The sequence below is a fragment of the Trichocoleus sp. FACHB-591 genome (assembly GCF_014695845.1).
Classification (GTDB): domain Bacteria; phylum Cyanobacteriota; class Cyanobacteriia; order FACHB-46; family FACHB-46; genus Trichocoleus.
This window is the reverse complement of record NZ_JACJPA010000110.1, coordinates 222,583-240,887: the sequence shown is the minus strand read 5'-3', so window position 1 is coordinate 240,887 and position 18,305 is coordinate 222,583. Positions and strand designations below refer to the sequence as shown.

Below are 18,305 nucleotides of genomic sequence, written 5' to 3'. Positions count from 1 at the left end.
GCGTTTTAGAGAGAGAACACTGTGCCACATACGATTGTTACGAATACTTGTGAAGGCGTTGCCGATTGTGTAGATGCTTGCCCAGTGGCCTGTATTCATGAGGGTCCTGGTAAGAACACGAAAGGGACTGATTGGTATTGGATCGATTTTTCTACCTGTATTGACTGCGGGATTTGTTTGCAGGTTTGTCCGGTGGAGGGGGCGATCGTGCCGGAGGAGCGGCCTGATTTGCAGAAGACGCCTTAATTGTTAGTTCCTGACTTGAGGAAGCCGAACCCTTGGGGGCGCTTGCCCCCAAACCCCCGCTGAGGGACGGTTGCGTCCCCCAGGCCCCCTCCAAAAGGTGGTTTAATTTAGCTGACAACCTCTAACTTTCTACTCTCTAATCCCTATCCCCTAACTCCTAACGCCTACCCATGACCCATTCTGCTCCTTTGCTTGAAGTTGAAGATGTCTATGCAGGTTATGTGAAGGATCTGAATATTCTGCAAGGCGTGAATATGCGGGTGTATCCGGGGGAATTGGTGGCGGTGATTGGGCCAAATGGGGCGGGTAAGTCTACCCTAGCGAAAACGGTTTTTGGGTTGTTGACGCCAAATAGTGGCAAGATTACGTTCCAGGGGGAGAGTATTGCGGGTCTGAAGTCGAACCAGATTGTGCAGCGGGGCATGTGCTATGTGCCGCAAATTTCTAATGTGTTTCGATCGCTGAGTGTGGATGAAAACTTGGAGATGGGGGCTTTTATCCGCAATGAGCCGTTGGATGCAACCAAGGATCGCATTTACACCATGTTTCCTGACTTGGCAGGGCGGCGGCGGCAGCGGGCGGGCACTCTGTCGGGTGGTCAGCGGCAAATGCTGGCGATGGGGCGAGCGTTGATGCTGCAACCAAGTTTGATGTTATTGGATGAGCCTTCGGCGGCGCTATCACCGATTTTGGTGAACAACGTGCTGGAGCAAATTAAGCAAATTAACCAGAACGGTACGGCAATCGTGCTGGTGGAGCAAAATGCTCGTAAGGCGCTGGAGATGGCCGATCGCGGTTATGTATTAGAGGCAGGGCGCGATCGCTTTGAAGGTCCAGGACGTGACTTGCTTTATGACCCGAAAGTGGGTGAGCTGTATTTAGGGGCAGGCAAAGCGCACTAAATCTCACTTCATCGCTCAGGTGGGTTGATTCTGACTTAGAATAAATAATCTAGCTCAGCAAAAATTTTTGACGACTGGTTCGTGACTCTGCAACTCGACTCTCACCACATTCAAGCGATCGCGGCTCACGCTGAACGCACTTACCCGGAAGAGTGCTGCGGTTTGCTGTTGGGGAAATTGGGTTCAGGTGCTAGCGAATCCAGGATGGTGGTTGAAGTTCGTGCCACTGAAAATATTTGGACTCACGATTTAGGAGACACGATCGAGTTGCCCAGTGATTGGGATGTGACCCAACACAAGCATTTCTGGATTGATCCCCGCGAGATGCTGCAAGTTCAGCGGGAAGCACGCGATCGCCACCTCGACATTGTTGGTGTGTACCACTCCCATCCCGATCATCCCGCCACACCTTCGGAGATGGACCGAATGTGCGCCTGGGCGCACTACTCATATATTATTGTTTCCGTTCAACACGGTAAAGTTATAGATCTGCGTAGCTGGAGCCTGACCGAAGACCATCGGTTCCAGTCAGAAGATATTTTGATTGCTGAGGCTGCTTAGTTTTAGCGATTTCCCCGAACTCGCCTATCCCATCATCTCTTTGCATTCATTGTTATGCTCAATCCCAATTTGGATGAGATCCAACTCACAAAAGACGAATACGAACGGTATTCCCGTCACCTAATCCTGCCAGAAGTCAGTCTGGAAGGGCAAAAGCGCCTTAAGGCGGCTAGCGTTCTCTGCATTGGCACAGGCGGCTTGGGTGCACCTTTGCTGCTCTATTTAGCGGCAGCGGGTATCGGGCGCATCGGTATTGTAGATTTCGATGTGGTCGATCACTCCAATCTCCAGCGCCAAGTGATTCACGGCACTTCTTGGGTGGGTAAGCCCAAGATCGAGTCGGCTAAGAACCGGATTCTCGAAATCAACCCCAACTGTCAAGTTGATCTGTACGAGACTCGCCTCAGTTCTGAAAACGCCCTCGATATCGTTGAACCTTACGACATCGTGGTGGATGGCACCGACAACTTTCCCACTCGTTACTTGGTCAACGATGCTTGCGTGCTGCTGAACAAGCCCAACGTCTACGGCTCCATCTATCGCTTTGAAGGCCAAGCGACGGTCTTCAACTACGAGGGTGGTCCTAACTACCGCGACCTCTATCCCGAACCCCCACCGCCAGGACTTGTACCCTCCTGCGCTGAGGGTGGCGTTTTGGGAATTTTGCCAGGAATCATTGGCGTGATTCAGGCCACCGAAACGGTCAAAATCATTCTGGGCAAAGGGACAACGTTGAGCGGTCGTTTGCTGCTTTACAACGCCTTGGAGATGAAATTCCGGGAGTTGAAGCTGCGGCCCAATCCGGTGCGACCTGTAATCGAGAAGCTGGTAGATTACGAAGAGTTCTGTGGCATTCCCCAAGCTAAGGCAGCGGAAGCCCAGCAACAAGCGGAAATTCCTGAGATGACGGTGCAAGACCTGAAGCAACTGCTCGACAGCAGTGCGGATGACTTTGTGCTGATCGATGTCCGCAACCCGAATGAGTACGAAATTGCCCAGATTCCCGGCGCTATTTTGGTGCCCCTCCCCGACATTGAAAGCGGCGAAGGCGTGGCTAAAGTCAAAGAAGCCCTGAATGGTCATCGTTTGATCGCTCATTGCAAAATGGGCGGACGATCGGCTAAGGCTCTCGGCATCCTGAAGCAAGCAGGCATCACTGGAACCAATGTGAAGGGTGGTATTCAAGCTTGGAGTCGGGAAATCGATCCTTCTGTGCCTGAATATTAAACGCCTGAGTTCTCAACTCTTCGCAATTTACTAAACCATCGCCTCCTCACTTCCGCTGCAATCCTCTCTTAGAGTTTGGATTGGCCGAGGTAGAGGGGGCGATCGCTTTTTTGCTAATTCGTTTTCCTGGATTTGTCTGCTAGTGACGATCGTTACTTTCCTAGCAGCAAACTCGTGCATTAATGTTAATTGTCTATTGTGATTAGCTTTCCAGAGCTGAAACTTAACTAACGCTACATTGAGTGCAATGGACCTTGATTTATCTATTTGGGGATCAATCTCTCCACTGGATACTTAAACCAGGTTTCTGAAATTTGTCCCGACTGTAAAAAACAAAAATTTTGTGCTAAAAAATGCCGTTTCACGACTGACAATTTAATTTGTCTCCCAAGATGGATGGCGGGGATCGCCCAGTAGCTCTACCTTAGAGTTCAGAGAACCTAAGTTTTTGGCTTTTGCTTTAGACATCCTTGAATCCCAGCCCAGGGGTAACAGACCGAATAGCCAAGACTAATTGAATGAACCAATTAAGCTCAGCCCTTGTATTTCTTTAATTAACAATTTTTAAACTGTTTGGAGAGCTAAGTGCCATGAATAGCGATGTTAATAAGTGCCCTTATTGCGATAGTCCTTTGCTACGGCACGCGCGTCAAAAAGGAGTCTATTGGTTCTGCACCTCCTGCTGGCAGGAAGTCCCTTCCCTTTCTAGTGCAGTTTTGCGAAGTGAAACTCCTATGACTGCTTTAACCCCGAACAAAGCAACCTCTGCTTATCGCTCTGGACAATAAGAGAGTTTTTTAGTCAGACCGAGTTTGAGTCGCATAGAGCCATTAGCCCTGTCTTTAGTATTAAGGCAGGGTTTTCTGTTGAGCCAGCGGGCAGATTGCTGGAACCCAATCTTGTAAGATTGAGAGAACTCAAGGGTTTTAGGCAATTCCTGTGCTAGCAGCTCTCCTCTACGGTCAAGAAGATTTACGCTTAGAACAAGTCCCCGATCCCACTCCTGGCCCTGGGGAAGTGGTGATTCAAGTGGCAGCCGCAACAACTTGTGGCACAGACCTCAAGGTGTGGCGGCGCGGAGGTCATGCCAGAATGTTGCGTCCTCCAACCCTATTTGGCCATGAAGCTGCGGGAGAGATTGTTGCCGTTGGTGCAGAGGTGGCGAGTTGGAACATTGGCGATCGCGTAGTGGCCAATAACTCCGCCCCTTGTCTCGACTGTTTTTTCTGCCACCGTCAAGAATATTCGCTTTGCCCCAACTTAACGTTCAACAACGGCACCTTTGCGCAGTACCTCAAAATTCCCGCGCCGATTGTCCAGCAAAACTTACTGCCGATTCCGGAAGATTTGCCAGCCGAGTTGGCGGCGATGACCGAGCCGCTAGCTTGTGTCTTGCATGGCGTGGCCCGCTCTAACGTTAAACCTGGCGATCGCGTGGCTTTGCTAGGAGATGGCGCGATCGGACTGATGTTTGTGGCAGCTTTGGCGAACCAAGGCGCAGAAGTGTTTTTGTTTGGTGGTAGTGACTCACGCCTGCAAGTTGGCTCCAAGTTTGGCGCTGCCCAAACCTTTAACTACCGACAAGTGGCTGACCTGCCGACAACTGTGCGGGAGCTAACCGAGGGTTGGGGCGCTGATGTAGTGATCGAAGCGACGGGAGTTCCGGCGGCTTGGGAAACGGCGATCGCCTCTGCCCGTCCAGGAGCGACCGTGAATCTGTTTGGCGGCTGTCCCCGTGACACCACCATTACCGTCAATACCGAGCAGCTACACTACAGCGAACTGACGCTAAAAGGTGTTTTTCACAATACGCCTCATTATGTCCGGGCGGCTTTGTCCCTGCTAGCTAGTCGCACCGTACCGTTTGAATTATTGATTAGCGATCGCCAACCCCTTGAACAACTCGAACAAGTGTTTCAAGACATGAAAGATCGCAAAGTGATTAAAGTCGCGATCGCAAACTGATATATTTAGGGCGCAAATCGCCAATACTAGGGCATTACCCATTCCCAATTACCTGGGGCGGTTGTCATGTGTCAACAAGAGGCTTGTGATGAGTAGAGTGCAACTGGGAGCTGTTCTGTCTTTTGGATTGATGCTATTGCTAGGAGGCGGGCGAGCGGATGCGCTACCTGGGCAAACAACCGAAGAAGTTGGGGCTTGGATTCAAGCTCACCCGACTCTGCGGCCTGCCAGTGGGGAAAAGCTATTGGTGCGTAAGAACGATAGCGCCGCTCAGCGGTTTACTTTTCAAGCTTCTGTGCTTGCTCCTGGTAAAGTGATTCCGGCTGGAGACCCCAGTATCATTCGCTCTGAGCGCCTGTCCATCTTTGACATGATCAACGGTGTGACTCGCAATCGCCTAGACGAATCACTGCGGGTGATTTATGGCCTAGATGTGTACCAAGACTACGAGCGTGCAAATCTGGTGTACAGCTATCCCGGAGAAGCTACCGCTTACCAAGCTCGCCGCCGCGCTACTCCTCTGATGTCAGCTTTGCAGGGAGAACTCCGCACAGGCAATCGTTATGCCTATTGGACCGAAATCGCTCAAACGCGAAATGGAAGTGCCTACGCAGGTCACGTTGTGGTTTTCCTTAAGAGTGACCTCAACAAACTAGAAACTGAACTGCGAAATCGCTAGGTTTATCACCGATGCCTAAGCTAGGCTGATTTCCACTCATCTGAAAAAATATTTTTTACAGCAGTTGAAATTCGCGTAACGTCTTCATCAAGTAGGGGTGGCCAAACCACTCCTAATTTGCGCTGCGAATCATACTGTCGTCGGCTTTCTAGTGCCAATATATGCAAGGTATAAATTAATTCTCGGTCTAGGCTCGGGGCGGCTCGCAGTGCCTCAAATACCACTTTCAGGGCGAGTAATATGGACGTGACTTGCCCTGGAACTGGCGGCTTTCCTTGCTGGAGACGAGATAAAAACGTATCTTGATTTGCGTTGAGCAATCGAGCTTGATTGATTAAAAAACTACGAGCGGTTTCGTAATCCATGCCGTTCAAAAAATGATAGGGCTTGTCATTGAATTTGCTGATTTAAGGAGTTGGACTTCGATTAAACATCGCTTCTGCCAGGAATGCTGTTTAAGAGTGCCCACCTAAAAACTGCAAAGCAGCGGAATTGCTGTAAAGCTATCGTATCTGGCGATTAATGCCAAGTTCTCAGCAAAACCTGTTACTTAAAAAATCAATAAAGTTAGTTTGAAATTAACGTGATCCTCCGGAGCTTTCACCTTAATTGCAGCGGCGCGATCGCGGAAGTTATTGGAAGTTCATTGATTACCTAGGGACATTCATAGACTCTTCACCGTTTCACTATGTTCAAAATTCAGTAATTCGCCCATAACTAGAGTAGACCTGTACTGATTCAGCTCAGTTTCTAGATTTCGTCCCTACTCTCCCTCTTGAATATTGCCGTTTATGAATATCGCCGCTGCAACCATTCCATTTGTCGATCTCACCCTTCAGCATCAACCCATTCAAACTCAGATTGAACAAGCGATCCAAGCAGTAGTGCGGCAGGGAGATTATGTGTTGGGTCAAGCACTGACAGAGTTTGAATTGGCCTTTGCCACTGCTTGTGGAGCCGAGCATGGAATTGGGGTTGCTTGTGGTACCGATGCGATCGCCTTGGGTCTACAGGCCTGTGGCGTTGGGCCAGGCGACGAGGTGATTCTACCAGCCAATACCTTTGTTGCCACGTTGATTGGAGTTTTACGGGTAGGGGCAACACCAGTCCTGGTGGACTGTGAACTAGAAACAGGGCTGATGGATTTAGCTGCTGCTGCCAAAGCGATCACGCCGAAAACCAAGGTGCTGCTGCCAGTACATCTCTACGGTCAGATGGTGTCGCCTCGGCAGCTTTTAGACTTGGCTGATGCCCATAATTTGCTAATTTTTGAGGACGCCGCTCAAGCTCACCTAGCAGAGCGAGATGGTTACCGAGCTGGCTCTGTGGGCATTGCCGCAGCCTTTAGCTTCTACCCTAGTAAGAACCTAGGAGCCGTAGGAGATGGTGGCATGGTCGTGACGCAAGATGCGAGTGTGGCTCAAACCATGCGATCGCTGCGCAACTACGGAGCACCTCGCAAGTATTTTCATACGGAATATGGCACCAATAGCCGCCTAGACACCTTGCAAGCGGCTGTCCTCAATGTGAAGTTGCCTCACTTGGCTGAGTGGAACCGCGATCGCAATCAGATTGCTCAGTACTATGATGCTTTGTTGCAGCCGCTCCAGTCCGTGGGTTTAGTCCCTGTCACAAATCAAAGTAGCAGCGGTCATGTGTACCACCTCTACGTCCTGCGTGTGCAAGACTGCCCCCTGACTCGTGAGTTAATTCAAGAAGAACTTTCAGCCCAAAATATTCAGACAGGCATTCACTACCCGATTCCCTGCCATTTACAACCTGCTTTTCAAAACTTAGGTTATAAAATGGGTGACTTTCCTCAAGCAGAGCAGCTCTGCCAAGAAATTCTTTCCCTGCCTATGTATCCTGGTTTGACTCCAGCTCAAGTCGAGCGAGTCGTGGTTACCTTGAAAGATTTACTCAAAGCGTATCCTCCAGCGGCCAATACCCAGTTATGTACTCCAGTAATGGCAAACTAAAACCATGCTAATCAGGCGTAAAGTTCCCATTGCGATCGAGCGCTATGTCCTCAATGGAGCAATTCTAGGTCTACTGGCGTTGCTCTACGCTCCCTTACTGTGGCATTGGGTAGATGGCTGGCTCAACAAAAGTATCAGCACTGAACATGAATACTTTAGTCACGGGCTGATTGGCTTACCCTTTGCTGCATACATTGCCTGGAACCAACGAAACGAGTGGCGGCGCTTACCCGAAGCCAACCATCCGCTCGGAATTGCCTTCTTGAGTTTAGGAGCCGTTTTCTACCTTAGCGGTCTCTCAGATCTAGTCAATTTATCCTTACCTGCCATCTTGGTGGGGTTGTGCTTATGGCTAAAAGGACTTCCCGGCTTGAAGCTGCAAGGTTTCCCATTGATCTTAGTCTTTCTTGCCACCCCCACTGAGCTACCTTACCTAATTGCGCCCTACACCTTACCTCTACAACACTTCATTGCCGCGATCGCCGGGTTTATTCTCAATCAGTTTGGGATGGATGTAACGGTCGAGCAGATTTATCTGTATGTGGGCGATCGCATTGTGGAAGTAGCCCCTTACTGCGCTGGCTTAAAGATGCTGTTTACCAGCCTCTATGTTGGCCTGATGCTAGTTTACTGGACAGGCACTTGGACATCACGAACCAAAACTAGCTTGTTTTTCCTTGGCACCGTGGTCATTAGTGTCAGCGCCAATATTTTGCGCAACACACTTTTGACCTTTTTTCATGGCACTAGCCAAGAAAAAGCATTTGAGTGGTTGCATGCAGGCTGGGGCGGTGACTTGTATTCTGCCTGTATGCTAGGGCTGACTGTCCTGCTCTTGACCAAAATTGATCAGTTTTTCTCCAGCAACCCTGAAAGTGATGGTGCTGAGGGCGTGGCTGAGTAACACTGTATTCCTACCTTGAGTAATTGTAAAAGTGACTCATTCCCCTGCCATCATGCGGTTCTTACCTAAGTCCTTCCAGCAGATGCAGTTACCCAAACTTGCTCTATTACTGCTGTTGTTATTGCTGCTAGGAATTGGAGCCGCCCCCAGCTACTTGACTGGTCACTGGCGGTGGGCTCACCCGCCTAAGGATGCAGCCTTTAAACAACTACGGAATCTAGAGAACACAGAATTAAACTTACCTGGCTGGAAGACCCGGAAGCGACAAACAGTACCCATTGGCGGGCATGAATGGCTAGCCCAAGAGATTGAGGCTGAATCCCTAGTGCTATCACCGCCTCAATCACTTAATAGTACAGCGAGCCGCTTATCTGCCCCTGAGCCTGCAAGAGCAGTATTACTACTCACCGCTCCTAGGAGTGAAAAAAACCAACCGGAAGTCGAGTGGATGGACATCAATGGGTTTCAGCGTTGGACCACAGACTCAGCTCGTCTGTCCCGATTTACCGTAGATGTAGAAAATTCTGCTGTCGTTAAGTTGGGTTCAGATAGTAAGACCTCAGCAAAGTCTCCCATTCCCGTGAAAGCCCGGTTTTTACGCGGCTGGAATCAACAACAAACCTTTGCGGTTTTGCAATGGTATGCTTGGCCCGCAGGTGGCAGTCCAGCTCCTAGTGATTGGTTTTGGGCTGATCGAGCTGCCCAACTGCGCAATGCTCGCCAACCTTGGGTCGCTGTCTGTCTACTGATTCCTATTGAACCTCTCGGTGAGATTGATACTGTTTGGCCTATGGCGGAATCACTCGCTCAAACGGTGCAAGCTGCCTTAATCAAAGGCCCCCTCACGGCCGAGCCGCGATCGCCGGGTAAGTAGTAATAAATACTCTAGGTATGGGAACCGAAAAAATCTCACTTCGTCGTCCTCTCCTAAACTGAGTCAAGTCTCCACTAGACGACCAGCAGACGACCAGCCAAACTCAAAGTTCAACTTTTGCTTTGCTCTAACGTTTTTAGTGACCTCGCTCCAATCGCAGTATAAGAACGCTCGCAACTCTTTCAAGCCCTATGTCCCAAGCCTGTTTTCGGATACGTCAGTTTCGTGCCTTCACCCTAACCGGTCTGTACTCCGTCGCAACTACGGCATCGTTTACAGCTCTCTTGTGGGCGGCCAATGCTAGATTTTTGCCAGAGGCAGCAATTGGGCAGACCAATCAACCAGCCAGCGATCGCCAAACCTTACCTACGGTTGTCCCAACAGTTCCGGTTAACCCAGTTGTACAACCGCTGCCCAACTCGTTTCCCCCACCCCCACTCTCCAACACCTTCCCAGCCACGCCACCCAACGCCAGAACCCAGTTCGACTTATATCGCTTAGGGCCTGGAGATGGAATTGCTGTAAACGTCAATCGGTTTCCAGATTTGAGTTTCACAGCCAACGTCAACCCCGAAGGCAATATCACCGCACCCTTGCTAGGCACGATTTCCGTCAGGGGTCTCACTTTAGAAGAAGTTCAGGAACGGCTACGGGTTGGCTTTAATCGGTACGTGATCGATCCAATGGTGATCGTAACCTTAGGAAATCAACGCCCGGTGCAAGTAACCATCCTAGGAGAAGTTACCAAGCCAGGTTTCTACCCAGTAGCTGGAGCCCAGCCCCGGATCTCGAACGCCCTACTCGCTGCGGGGGGAGCTACGAATCGAGCCGATTTAAGGGAAGTGCAAGTGCGTCGGACCTTGATTGACGGCACAGTTATTGAACAAAGAGTTGATTTGTTTACTCCCATCGCCAATGGCGGACAACTGCCAGATCTGCGTCTGGAAGACGGAGATGCGATCGTGATCCCTAGACTGGATGTGGGTGAGGACAAGGATTACGACCGTAGCTTGGTCGCTCGTTCTACCCTTGCCAAACAACAAATTACGGTGCGAGTTCTAAGTTATGCCGGTAATGGGATCGGCAACATTAACCTACCCAATGGCAGTACCTTTTTAGATGCTTTAACTGCCATTAGCCCTAATTTGCAGAACGCCAGACTCAAGAAAATTGCTTTGATCCGCTTCGATCAAGAGCAGGGGAAGGCGATCGCCAAAGAATTAAATGGCAAGAAAGCCTTGATGGGCGATGTTTCGCAAAATGTCCCACTTCAAGATAATGATGTCATTATTGTGGGTCGTAATTTGGTGGCTCGAATTACCTACGCTCTCAATACATTTACTCAACCGTTCCGCGATGTCTTAGGATTTCTATTGTTCTTTAGCGAAATCTCCGATAGTGCCAGCGACCTTTTCGGCCCGGGTTCTAACGATGATGACAATAATGACGATGATGATGATTAGGTAACAAAGCGTAGCAAAAGCTGCAATTCACCGGAAATGCTAAGTTACCTTATAAGCTAACCTGCTGTTTCAGCGCCCCCTTCCCATCTACGCGTTTTCCTGCTGCTATGACTCCCCCCTTTGTTAAACGTTATCTCATTGCTCTGGATCGACATAAATGGGCTGGACTTGCGGGTTTTGCCCTGATTATGGGTGCCTCTGTATTGGTGGCAGCCCAACCAGAAGAACCACCGACTTACGTGGCCCAAGGAACGCTAGCGAACAATCGCCCGCCTGTGACCTTTTCTGAAACAGGTACTCAGATCCAAGCTGAGGGACAAGTCCTGAGTCCAGAAATCTTACTAGCAGATAACGTGGTTGAGGCCGCTGCTAAGCAGGTTGATGCTGAGCCAGACGAGGTGCGACGCAATGCAACAGTAGAAGAACCCAAGAAGGAGAAGGGCAAAAACGATAATGCAGGTGCCGGTTCGTTCATCATCACCTATCGTGATGGAAACGATCCTAAGCGGGCTGCTGAAACGGCTAAGGTGCTGATGGATGGCATGGTGGAGCAGAGCCGCCTCATTAATACAGCACGCTTACGGGCGATCATTCAGGAACTGAATCAGCGTCTACCCCAAGCAACTAAAGACCTCAGAACCGCGGAACAGCAGCTAGAGCAGTACGACCGCCGAGAAGGTCCTGCCCTAGTAGCGGCTCAAAATGGCAATGTGATTACAGCGATTCAAAATGCCGAGGAGCAGCAACGGCAACTCCGCTTGGCAATGGAAGGCACGATGGCTCAAATGCGGAGCCTACAACAAAGATTAGGGCTAAATCCTGAGCAGGCCTATGCCTCTTCTGCCCTCAGTGCCGATCCAATCATTGCCAATTTGCGATCGCAGCTTTATCAAAACGAATCCCAGATAGCGCTGCTCAGTCAGTCATTGCGGCCCGAACACCCAACGATGATCGAGTTACGAAATCAGCAACAAGCCTATGAGACCTTGTTGCAACAACGCGCTGGTGAAGTCGTAGGTGGCAACCAAGTTGCAGCTCCCTTAGTCGGTGGCAACCAAATTCGCAGAGATAGTAGCTTGGACCCAGCTAGGCAGCAGCTAGCCAACCAACTCACTAATTTGCAAACTCAGCTAGATACGATGCGGCAGCAGATGGCGTCGGCAGCTCGCACCGAGCAAGAAATGCGACGTGAATATGCAGTTCTACCAAACAAACAGTTAGAGCGCACTCGCCTAGAACAACAAACAATTCTGAAGCGCACCTTTTACGACCGGATGCAGGCTGCTTTGGTGGATGCCAAGGCCGCCGAAGCAGAAACGGCTAGTAGCTTGACGATCGCGAAAGCGCCAGAGGTGTCACAGGATGCCAAACCTGCGAAAAATGCTCCTTTAACACTCGGGATTGGAGCTCTAGTCGGCCTGATCGTGGGTGGTGGGTTAATCTTGCTGCTAGATTCCCTGGAAGGCAAGTTCTACACCCTCGAAGACGTGCGAGAAGCATTGCGTCAGCGGGAAATTGCGATTTTGGGCGTCTTGCCGTTACTACCCAACCTTGATCCTTATAGCGACGACATTCCCGTTGTGGTCGATCCTGAGTCTCCTTATGCGGACTTTTATGAGCGTCTACGAAGTAATCTACGCCGTGCCGAAGGTAAGACGCTAAAGGTCATTTTAGTTACGAGTGTGGTAGGTCAAGAAGGCAAGACTTTGAGCGCCTACAACTTAGCGATCGCCTCCGCTAGAGCTGGCAGACGAACTCTACTAGTAGAAGCAGATTTGCGATCGCCTTCCCAGGCTAAATCTCTCAAAGTCGCTCCTGACCCAGACAGCGCGATCGAGCCACTACGCTACTACGGACAATTCGGCGACTGCATCCGCTTGGTCCCCGATGTCGAAAACCTCTATATCGTTCCTAGCCCTGGTCCCCAGCGTCAAGCCGCCGCAATTTTGGAGTCAAGCGAAATTCGTCGCCTCCTAGAGGATGTGCGGGGTCGCTTCGATATGGTGATTCTCGACACCCCTTCACTCAGCCTCTGCAATGATGCCCTCCTTCTAGAACCCTATAGCGATGGCATGCTACTGGTGACTCGGCCAGGTTATACCGAAGATAGCCTGCTAGCTGAAGCTACTGACCAGTTAGCGGAGTCAGATTTCCGGCTACTGGGAGCCATCATCAATGGTGTAGACATCCCCGTACAGTCCGTTGAACCCTTACTCGATGAGGAATTGACTGCTCATGCACTTGGTGAGGACATGGCTGAAGACCTAGGAGAAGTAGCCACTAGTACCAGAGACTACCGCTAGTCCTTGCTAACTTTCAAGAATTTAGAGCTTTTTTGAAACCTCTGTAGCTTTTGGGACTCCTCACCCTGCTACAGAGGTAAGCTATTAATTGGGGTAGTTGAAGCAAAATCAGTAAGAACTTTGACCTTAGAGTTGTCGGTTATCGGCAAAAAACTTTACTGCACTGCTCAACTCACTAAACTCGTTAAATCTTAATTTAATCTCCGTAAAAAGCCCGATTTCCCGATCGGGACAATTGCACATACTGATAAGCATGGCATTCCACCCGATCAATTTATAAACTCTTCACAAGCGGATAGACATCTAATTTCGGTAGGGTTCAGCACAGAAATTGAATCCCAGATATTAAGCTGACTCCTAAATGCTCACCCGCTTAACTTGACTGGGTTTATCTACCCCCTTTAACATGAGGTTTCCAGTGAACGGTCTTGACCTAGAACGACCTAAAATTCTGGTCGTAGATGACCACCCAGCAAGTCGGATGACTGCTGTGGCCCTGCTCTCAGTGGAAGGATATGACGTTTTAGAAGCAGACAGTGGCCCAGCAGCTTTGACTTGTGTCACTGAAGGCAATCCTGACTTGATTCTCCTGGATGTAATGATGCCAGGAATGGATGGCTTTGAAGTCTGTCGTCGCTTAAAACAAGATGAGCAAACCCGACTCACCCCAGTTATTTTTATTACCGCCCTAAACGATCGACGAGCTCGTCTAAAAGGGATTGAGGCAGGGGGGGATGATTTTCTCACAAAGCCATTTGACCAATTAGAACTATCGGCTCGTGTGAAATCTTTGGTGGGTCAGAAGCGCCTGAACGAAGACTTAGACCACGCAGAGCAAGTCCTTTTTTCCATTGCTCGCACTGTAGAGAGCCGCGACCCTAATACTGGCGACCACTGCGAACGGCTAGTGATGCGGGTTAAAGCCTTTGGAGAATACCTAAATCTATCTCGGAGTGAGGTGCGAGACCTGATGTGGGGCGGGTACCTGCACGACATCGGAAAAGTTGGAATTCCAGATGCCGTCTTGCTCAAAACAGCGGGCTTTACCTCCGAAGAATGGGAAGTGATGAAGCAGCATGTGCTGATTGGAGAACGAATCTGTCAGCCCCTGAGAACGATGCGGGGTGTGTTGCCAATTATCCGTAATCACCATGAGCGCTGGAACGGCTCAGGCTACCCAGATGGGCTGGTGGGTGACGACATTCCCTTGCTGGTGCAGGTCTTTCAATTGATTGATATCTACGATGCCCTGACTCACGAGCGACCTTACAAGCGAGCTTATACCCCAGAAGAAGCTCTCGCTATTTTGCTGGAGGAGAGAGACAGAGGCTGGCGGAATCCCAAGTTAGTGCAGCAGTTTCAGGATTTTATCCACCAAAGTGAGATTAAGCCGTTGCTCTCAGTGCCTCGGACTGAAGTGGTTGCTCACCCTGTAGAATCACCTGTGAGTTAATCGTGTAGAACCGCGGTATACTCCGGTGGAACAGATGGAATCTGAAGGGAATGGTAGCGGTAGCAATTTTAGCGGCTGGACGTGGAACACGCATGAAGTCGAACCTACCCAAGGTTTTGCATGGTCTGGGTGGGCGATCGCTGGTGGAACGGGTTCTGAATAGTTTGTCTGATATTGAGCCATCTCGACGAATCATCATCGTCGGCTATCAAGGGCATCTTGTCCAGGAAGCTTTAGCATCTTTTAGCGATGTCGAGTTTGTTGAACAGGCAGAGCAAAAGGGCACAGGGCATGCAATTCAGCAGCTGTTGCCTCATCTAGCAGGGTTCCAAGATGACTTGCTGGTGCTGAATGGAGATGTGCCACTTCTGCGGCCAGAAACATTGCAACAGTTGTTAAAAACACATCAGCAGTACCAAAATGCTGCCACAATTTTGACGGCTCAACTGCCCAATCCTAAAGGATATGGGCGGGTTTTCTGCGATAGCCAAAACATTGTGAAGCAAATTGTAGAAGACCGAGACTGTAGTCCTGCCCAGAAGCAAAATCATCGCATCAATGCGGGAGTCTACTGCTTCCGGTGGCCTGACCTAGAGCGGATACTGCCCCAGCTCAAAGCAAACAACGACCAACAAGAGTACTACCTGACAGACACCGTAAGCTTCCTAGAGCCAGTCATGTCGGTAGATGTAGAAGATTATCAAGAAATTTTGGGCATCAATGATCGTAAGCAGTTGGCGGGCGCTTATGAGATTTTGCAGGCCAGGGTAAAAGACGATTGGATGGCTGCCGGAGTCACATTGGTAGATCCAGACAGCATCACCATCGATGAAACCGTACAGATTGAACCGGATGTAGTGATTGAACCCCAAACCCACTTGCGCGGCAAAACCACCATTCGTGCAGGCGCTCGTATTGGACCTGGTAGCTTGATTGAGAACAGCGAGATTGGTGAGAATGTAACAGCGCTCTACTCAGTCGTGACGGACAGCACCGTGAAATCTGGGGCTCGGATTGGTCCTTATGCTCATCTCCGGGGCCAGGTGGAAGTAGGCTCTGGCTGCCGTATTGGTAACTTTGTCGAGATCAAGAGCAGTACTGTGGGCGATCGCACCAACATAGCTCACCTGTCTTACATCGGTAACGCGACTCTAGGTGAACGAGTGAATATTGGTGCGGGAACGATTACCGCCAACTACGACGGAGTGAACAAGCATCCGACCGTGATTGGCGATCGCACCAAGACAGGCTCCAATAGCGTACTAGTAGCTCCCGTTACCTTAGGGGCAGATGTTACTGTGGCAGCAGGTTCCGTCGTGACCAAAGATGTCTCCGATGGCTCCTTGGTGATTGCCCGTGCCCGTCAAGTAACGAGAGCAGGTTGGCGGATGAAACCGCAGGCTGAAAGTGAGGAGTAAGGAGTGAGGGGTGAGGAGTCTGAAGTCTTGACTTCCTTCATCTTTCCTCCTACTCCTTACTCCTCGCCTCTCTTTACATCGTACCTACCACCATTCCAGACGCTAATTCTAAGGTGTCGCCGATGCGATCGCCGTTGTGATAGGCAGCCAAGAGAACATCACTGGTTTTACCCCAGGCGATCGCACCACTGGCATCAATCCCAATGGCACCCAAGTCGCGCTGATTTTGCTGAGACTCAGTAAAGGAGCGCTCAAAGGCAGCTTGTAGCGGTAAGCCATCAGTGACGCGAACTACAATCCGCGCGGCGAGGCACTCGTCAATAATGTCTTCCCCAATGCCAGTACAGCTAATCGCTGCATGAGTGGTGGCGTAGTTGCCCGCAGGCATGGCAGAATCGCTGACTCGGCCCACGCGCTCGAAACCTTTGCCCCCGGTTGAGGTGCCAGCTACTAGATGACCTTGGTTGTCGAGCGCGACCACTCCAATCGTGCCGCGCCCCGCATTGCTATCGGCAACAAGTTCCTCTGCGACGACACCCGCCATTGTTTTGGAAAAGTTGCCTTGCCGCTCCTGAATCCACTCTTGTAGCCGTAGTTCCGTTAAAGGCTCATGAGGAGGAATTTGCAGTTCACGCAGTAACTCAGCAGCGCCGTAATCAGAAAGCACGCGATCGGCAGCGCTTTGTAAAGTTTCAGCCAGATTGATTGGATTTTTTACCCGAGAAACGTTAATCACACCACTAAAGCGTTGAGTTGCGCCATCCATGAGCGCTGCACTCATGCGAATTTGACCATCGGATTGCAGCACCGAGCCAGTGCCAGCATTAAAACGGGGATGGTTCTCTAGAAGCTGGCAACCCCGAACCACAGCGGTTTGCGCGCTGGCTCCTTGATTGAGGAGGCCATAAACTTCTTCCACGATGCCGTAAAGAATTTGTCGTAATGCGTCTGCTCCCCCCTTACCTTTCAAGGAGCTACCTGCCCCTCCATGAATAATTAGCTTTGGCTGCACCCGTGACATAACTAGCACCTTTATTAAATTAGATAAGACTCAACTGGCTCAAACTGGCGAAACTGGCGCGATCGCAATCCCACCCGACAACTCCCCGATCTATGGATCTAGCGACTGAGCATGGCTACGACGACGGCGACATCGCTCTGAACAGTATTTGACTTCATCCCAGCAGCCTTCCCACTTCTTTCTCCAGGTAAAGGGACGTTGGCAAACCGGACAAATTTTAGTCGGTAAATCGGATTTAGAGCGAGCACGTCCCATAGTCAAAGCATCTAGAAATCAAACGGTGAGCCGTAGGGTACGGTTGTAGATTAGGCTGTTTTAGGAAATAACCTATAACTCCAGGCTTAGTCTACTAAAACCTTGGCTGCTTACCCTCTATTCCTGGTTTTACATGTCTGAAAGTGCCTTAACCAAAGTTCGAATTGTCTTGGTGGAACCCGCAGGTCCGCTCAACATAGGTGCGATCGCCCGTGTGATGAAAAATATGGGTCTGCAACAGTTGGTGTTAGTTAATCCGCATTGCGATCCCCTAGGGCCAGAAGCACGCCAGATGGCCGTTCATGCAGTAGATCTTCTCACCACAGCTCACGTAGTCCCGAATTTGCCGACTGCTCTCCAAGGATGCCAGCGGGCGATCGCAACCACAGCCCGGAGTCGCACCTTAGAAACTGAGTTGGAGCATCCCCGAACCGCTCTCCCTTGGCTATTACCCGGAGTTAGGGAAGTTGAGGAAACAGAGCCGGAAAACAGCTCAGACGCAACACTAACGGATACTTGGCAATCAGCCTTAATTTTTGGGCCAGAGGATCGCGGGCTGAGTAACGAGGAACTGAACTATGCACAGCGCTTCATTCGCATTCCCTCCAGCCCAACGTATCCGTCGCTGAACTTAGCTCAAGCAGTAGCAGTTTGTTGTTATGAGCTATATCAATCTATTCAGATCAGCGCAGAACTCACTGGAATCCCGCCAATCGCCCCCAAACCAACGGCCCTAGCAACGCCTGAATCCTCAACCACCCCAGTGATGGCTCCCCTAGAATCCTTGGAAGGGTATTACCAACAGTTAGAAACTTTGCTCTTGAAAATTGGTTATCTTTACCCGCATACTGCAACCAGTCGCATGGAGAAGTTTAGGCGATTATTTAATCGAGCTGAGCTCTCGGCTGCTGAAGTAGCGATGTTGCGGGGTATTCTCAGTCAAATGGAGTGGGCGCTTCAGCAAAGTCAGAAGTACGAAGAGGTATGAGCCGAAGGCTTTCTTGGAGTCCTCTTAGACATAGGCACAACCTAGACAAGAGGAGGCGATCGCGAGT

At 50.3% G+C, this 18,305-nt stretch carries 18 protein-coding genes; 15 read left to right on the top strand and 3 right to left on the bottom strand.

From position 1 onward, the window contains the following. Window positions 1-21: 21 nt before the first annotated feature. The 7 genes from H6F90_RS24570 (at window position 22) to H6F90_RS24540 (ending at window position 5,580) form a co-directional block, all read left to right on the top strand. Complete coding sequence (locus tag H6F90_RS24570; protein ID WP_190414753.1) at window positions 22-246, top strand: 4Fe-4S dicluster domain-containing protein; 225 nt, start codon at window positions 22-24, stop codon at window positions 244-246. 170 nt (window positions 247-416) lie between these two features. Continuing rightward, window positions 417-1,148, top strand: a complete 732-nt coding sequence (locus H6F90_RS24565; protein ID WP_190554696.1) for an ABC transporter ATP-binding protein — start codon at window positions 417-419, stop codon at window positions 1,146-1,148. A gap of 81 nt (window positions 1,149-1,229) precedes the next feature. Then, window positions 1,230-1,709, top strand: coding sequence for a Mov34/MPN/PAD-1 family protein (locus tag H6F90_RS24560; protein WP_190554695.1), 480 nt, complete (start codon window positions 1,230-1,232; stop codon window positions 1,707-1,709). 54 nt (window positions 1,710-1,763) lie between these two features. After that, window positions 1,764-2,936 carry a molybdopterin-synthase adenylyltransferase MoeB gene (gene moeB / locus H6F90_RS24555; protein WP_190554694.1) on the top strand — a complete coding sequence of 391 codons (1,173 nt, stop codon included), beginning with the start codon at window positions 1,764-1,766 and terminating at the stop codon, window positions 2,934-2,936. Window positions 2,937-3,526: 590 nt separating this feature from the next. After that, window positions 3,527-3,724, top strand: coding sequence for a hypothetical protein (locus H6F90_RS24550; RefSeq protein ID WP_190554693.1), 198 nt, complete (start codon window positions 3,527-3,529; stop codon window positions 3,722-3,724). A gap of 151 nt (window positions 3,725-3,875) precedes the next feature. Then, on the top strand, window positions 3,876-4,901 hold the full coding sequence (locus H6F90_RS31635) for a zinc-binding dehydrogenase (RefSeq protein WP_190554692.1): 1,026 nt from the start codon (window positions 3,876-3,878) through the stop codon (window positions 4,899-4,901). Window positions 4,902-4,989: 88 nt separating this feature from the next. Next, window positions 4,990-5,580: a hypothetical protein gene (locus H6F90_RS24540; protein WP_242024616.1), complete on the top strand. Its 591-nt coding sequence runs from the start codon at window positions 4,990-4,992 to the stop codon at window positions 5,578-5,580. A 20-nt stretch (window positions 5,581-5,600) separates the two neighbouring features. Here the strand turns inward: H6F90_RS24540 and H6F90_RS24535 are convergent, their stop codons facing one another. Continuing rightward, on the bottom strand, window positions 5,601-5,945 hold the full coding sequence (locus H6F90_RS24535; RefSeq protein WP_190554690.1) for a Dethiobiotin synthetase: 345 nt from the start codon (window positions 5,943-5,945) through the stop codon (window positions 5,601-5,603). Window positions 5,946-6,371: 426 nt separating this feature from the next. Between H6F90_RS24535 and H6F90_RS24530 the strand changes: the two genes are divergently transcribed. The 7 genes from H6F90_RS24530 (at window position 6,372) to glmU (ending at window position 15,974) form a co-directional block, all read left to right on the top strand. Beyond that, the gene (locus H6F90_RS24530) at window positions 6,372-7,559 is read left to right on the top strand and encodes a DegT/DnrJ/EryC1/StrS aminotransferase family protein (protein ID WP_190554689.1); all 1,188 of its coding nucleotides are present in this window, start codon (window positions 6,372-6,374) and stop codon (window positions 7,557-7,559) included. Between the two features lie 4 nt (window positions 7,560-7,563). Next, a complete protein-coding gene (crtB, locus tag H6F90_RS24525; protein WP_190554688.1) occupies window positions 7,564-8,463 on the top strand; it encodes a cyanoexosortase B in 900 nt (299 codons plus the stop codon). A gap of 31 nt (window positions 8,464-8,494) precedes the next feature. After that, the gene (locus tag H6F90_RS24520; protein ID WP_199296136.1) at window positions 8,495-9,337 is read left to right on the top strand and encodes a cyanoexosortase B system-associated protein; all 843 of its coding nucleotides are present in this window, start codon (window positions 8,495-8,497) and stop codon (window positions 9,335-9,337) included. 191 nt (window positions 9,338-9,528) lie between these two features. Next, entirely contained in the window at window positions 9,529-10,800 is a 1,272-nt protein-coding gene (locus H6F90_RS24515; protein ID WP_190554687.1) for a polysaccharide biosynthesis/export family protein, read from the top strand. Window positions 10,801-10,907: 107 nt separating this feature from the next. Further along, window positions 10,908-13,103 carry a tyrosine-protein kinase domain-containing protein gene (locus tag H6F90_RS24510; protein ID WP_190433775.1) on the top strand — a complete coding sequence of 732 codons (2,196 nt, stop codon included), beginning with the start codon at window positions 10,908-10,910 and terminating at the stop codon, window positions 13,101-13,103. Between the two features lie 418 nt (window positions 13,104-13,521). Next, window positions 13,522-14,556 carry an HD domain-containing phosphohydrolase gene (locus H6F90_RS24505; protein ID WP_190433776.1) on the top strand — a complete coding sequence of 345 codons (1,035 nt, stop codon included), beginning with the start codon at window positions 13,522-13,524 and terminating at the stop codon, window positions 14,554-14,556. 50 nt (window positions 14,557-14,606) lie between these two features. Then, complete coding sequence (gene glmU / locus H6F90_RS24500) at window positions 14,607-15,974, top strand: bifunctional UDP-N-acetylglucosamine diphosphorylase/glucosamine-1-phosphate N-acetyltransferase GlmU (protein ID WP_190554686.1); 1,368 nt, start codon at window positions 14,607-14,609, stop codon at window positions 15,972-15,974. A 73-nt stretch (window positions 15,975-16,047) separates the two neighbouring features. Here the strand turns inward: glmU and H6F90_RS24495 are convergent, their stop codons facing one another. Both H6F90_RS24495 and H6F90_RS24490 read right to left on the bottom strand, forming a co-directional pair. Then, window positions 16,048-16,995 (bottom strand): isoaspartyl peptidase/L-asparaginase, encoded by a 948-nt coding sequence (locus tag H6F90_RS24495; protein WP_190554685.1) that lies wholly within the window; start codon window positions 16,993-16,995, stop codon window positions 16,048-16,050. Between the two features lie 90 nt (window positions 16,996-17,085). Continuing rightward, window positions 17,086-17,250, bottom strand: a complete 165-nt coding sequence (locus tag H6F90_RS24490; RefSeq protein ID WP_190554684.1) for a DUF2256 domain-containing protein — start codon at window positions 17,248-17,250, stop codon at window positions 17,086-17,088. A gap of 133 nt (window positions 17,251-17,383) precedes the next feature. Here H6F90_RS24490 and H6F90_RS24485 point away from each other — a divergent pair, with 133 nt between their 5' ends. Beyond that, window positions 17,384-18,238: an RNA methyltransferase gene (locus tag H6F90_RS24485; protein ID WP_190554683.1), complete on the top strand. Its 855-nt coding sequence runs from the start codon at window positions 17,384-17,386 to the stop codon at window positions 18,236-18,238. Window positions 18,239-18,305: the final 67 nt, after the last annotated feature.

Excerpts from the sequence above, each read along its gene's own strand:
- H6F90_RS24565 (WP_190554696.1), top strand. The coding sequence starts at position 417 with ATGACCCATTCTGCTCCTTTGCTTGAAGTTGAAGATGTCTATGCAGGT.
- moeB (WP_190554694.1), top strand. The coding sequence starts at position 1,764 with ATGCTCAATCCCAATTTGGATGAGATCCAACTCACAAAAGACGAATAC.
- H6F90_RS24550 (WP_190554693.1), top strand. The coding sequence starts at position 3,527 with ATGAATAGCGATGTTAATAAGTGCCCTTATTGCGATAGTCCTTTGCTA.
- H6F90_RS24540 (WP_242024616.1), top strand. The coding sequence starts at position 4,990 with ATGAGTAGAGTGCAACTGGGAGCTGTTCTGTCTTTTGGATTGATGCTA.
- H6F90_RS24535 (WP_190554690.1), bottom strand. The coding sequence starts at position 5,945 with ATGGATTACGAAACCGCTCGTAGTTTTTTAATCAATCAAGCTCGATTG.
- H6F90_RS24530 (WP_190554689.1), top strand. The coding sequence starts at position 6,372 with ATGAATATCGCCGCTGCAACCATTCCATTTGTCGATCTCACCCTTCAG.
- crtB (WP_190554688.1), top strand. The coding sequence starts at position 7,564 with ATGCTAATCAGGCGTAAAGTTCCCATTGCGATCGAGCGCTATGTCCTC.
- H6F90_RS24515 (WP_190554687.1), top strand. The coding sequence starts at position 9,529 with ATGTCCCAAGCCTGTTTTCGGATACGTCAGTTTCGTGCCTTCACCCTA.
- H6F90_RS24510 (WP_190433775.1), top strand. The coding sequence starts at position 10,908 with ATGACTCCCCCCTTTGTTAAACGTTATCTCATTGCTCTGGATCGACAT.
- glmU (WP_190554686.1), top strand. The coding sequence starts at position 14,607 with ATGGTAGCGGTAGCAATTTTAGCGGCTGGACGTGGAACACGCATGAAG.
- H6F90_RS24495 (WP_190554685.1), bottom strand. The coding sequence starts at position 16,995 with ATGTCACGGGTGCAGCCAAAGCTAATTATTCATGGAGGGGCAGGTAGC.
- H6F90_RS24490 (WP_190554684.1), bottom strand. The coding sequence starts at position 17,250 with ATGGGACGTGCTCGCTCTAAATCCGATTTACCGACTAAAATTTGTCCG.
- H6F90_RS24485 (WP_190554683.1), top strand. The coding sequence starts at position 17,384 with ATGTCTGAAAGTGCCTTAACCAAAGTTCGAATTGTCTTGGTGGAACCC.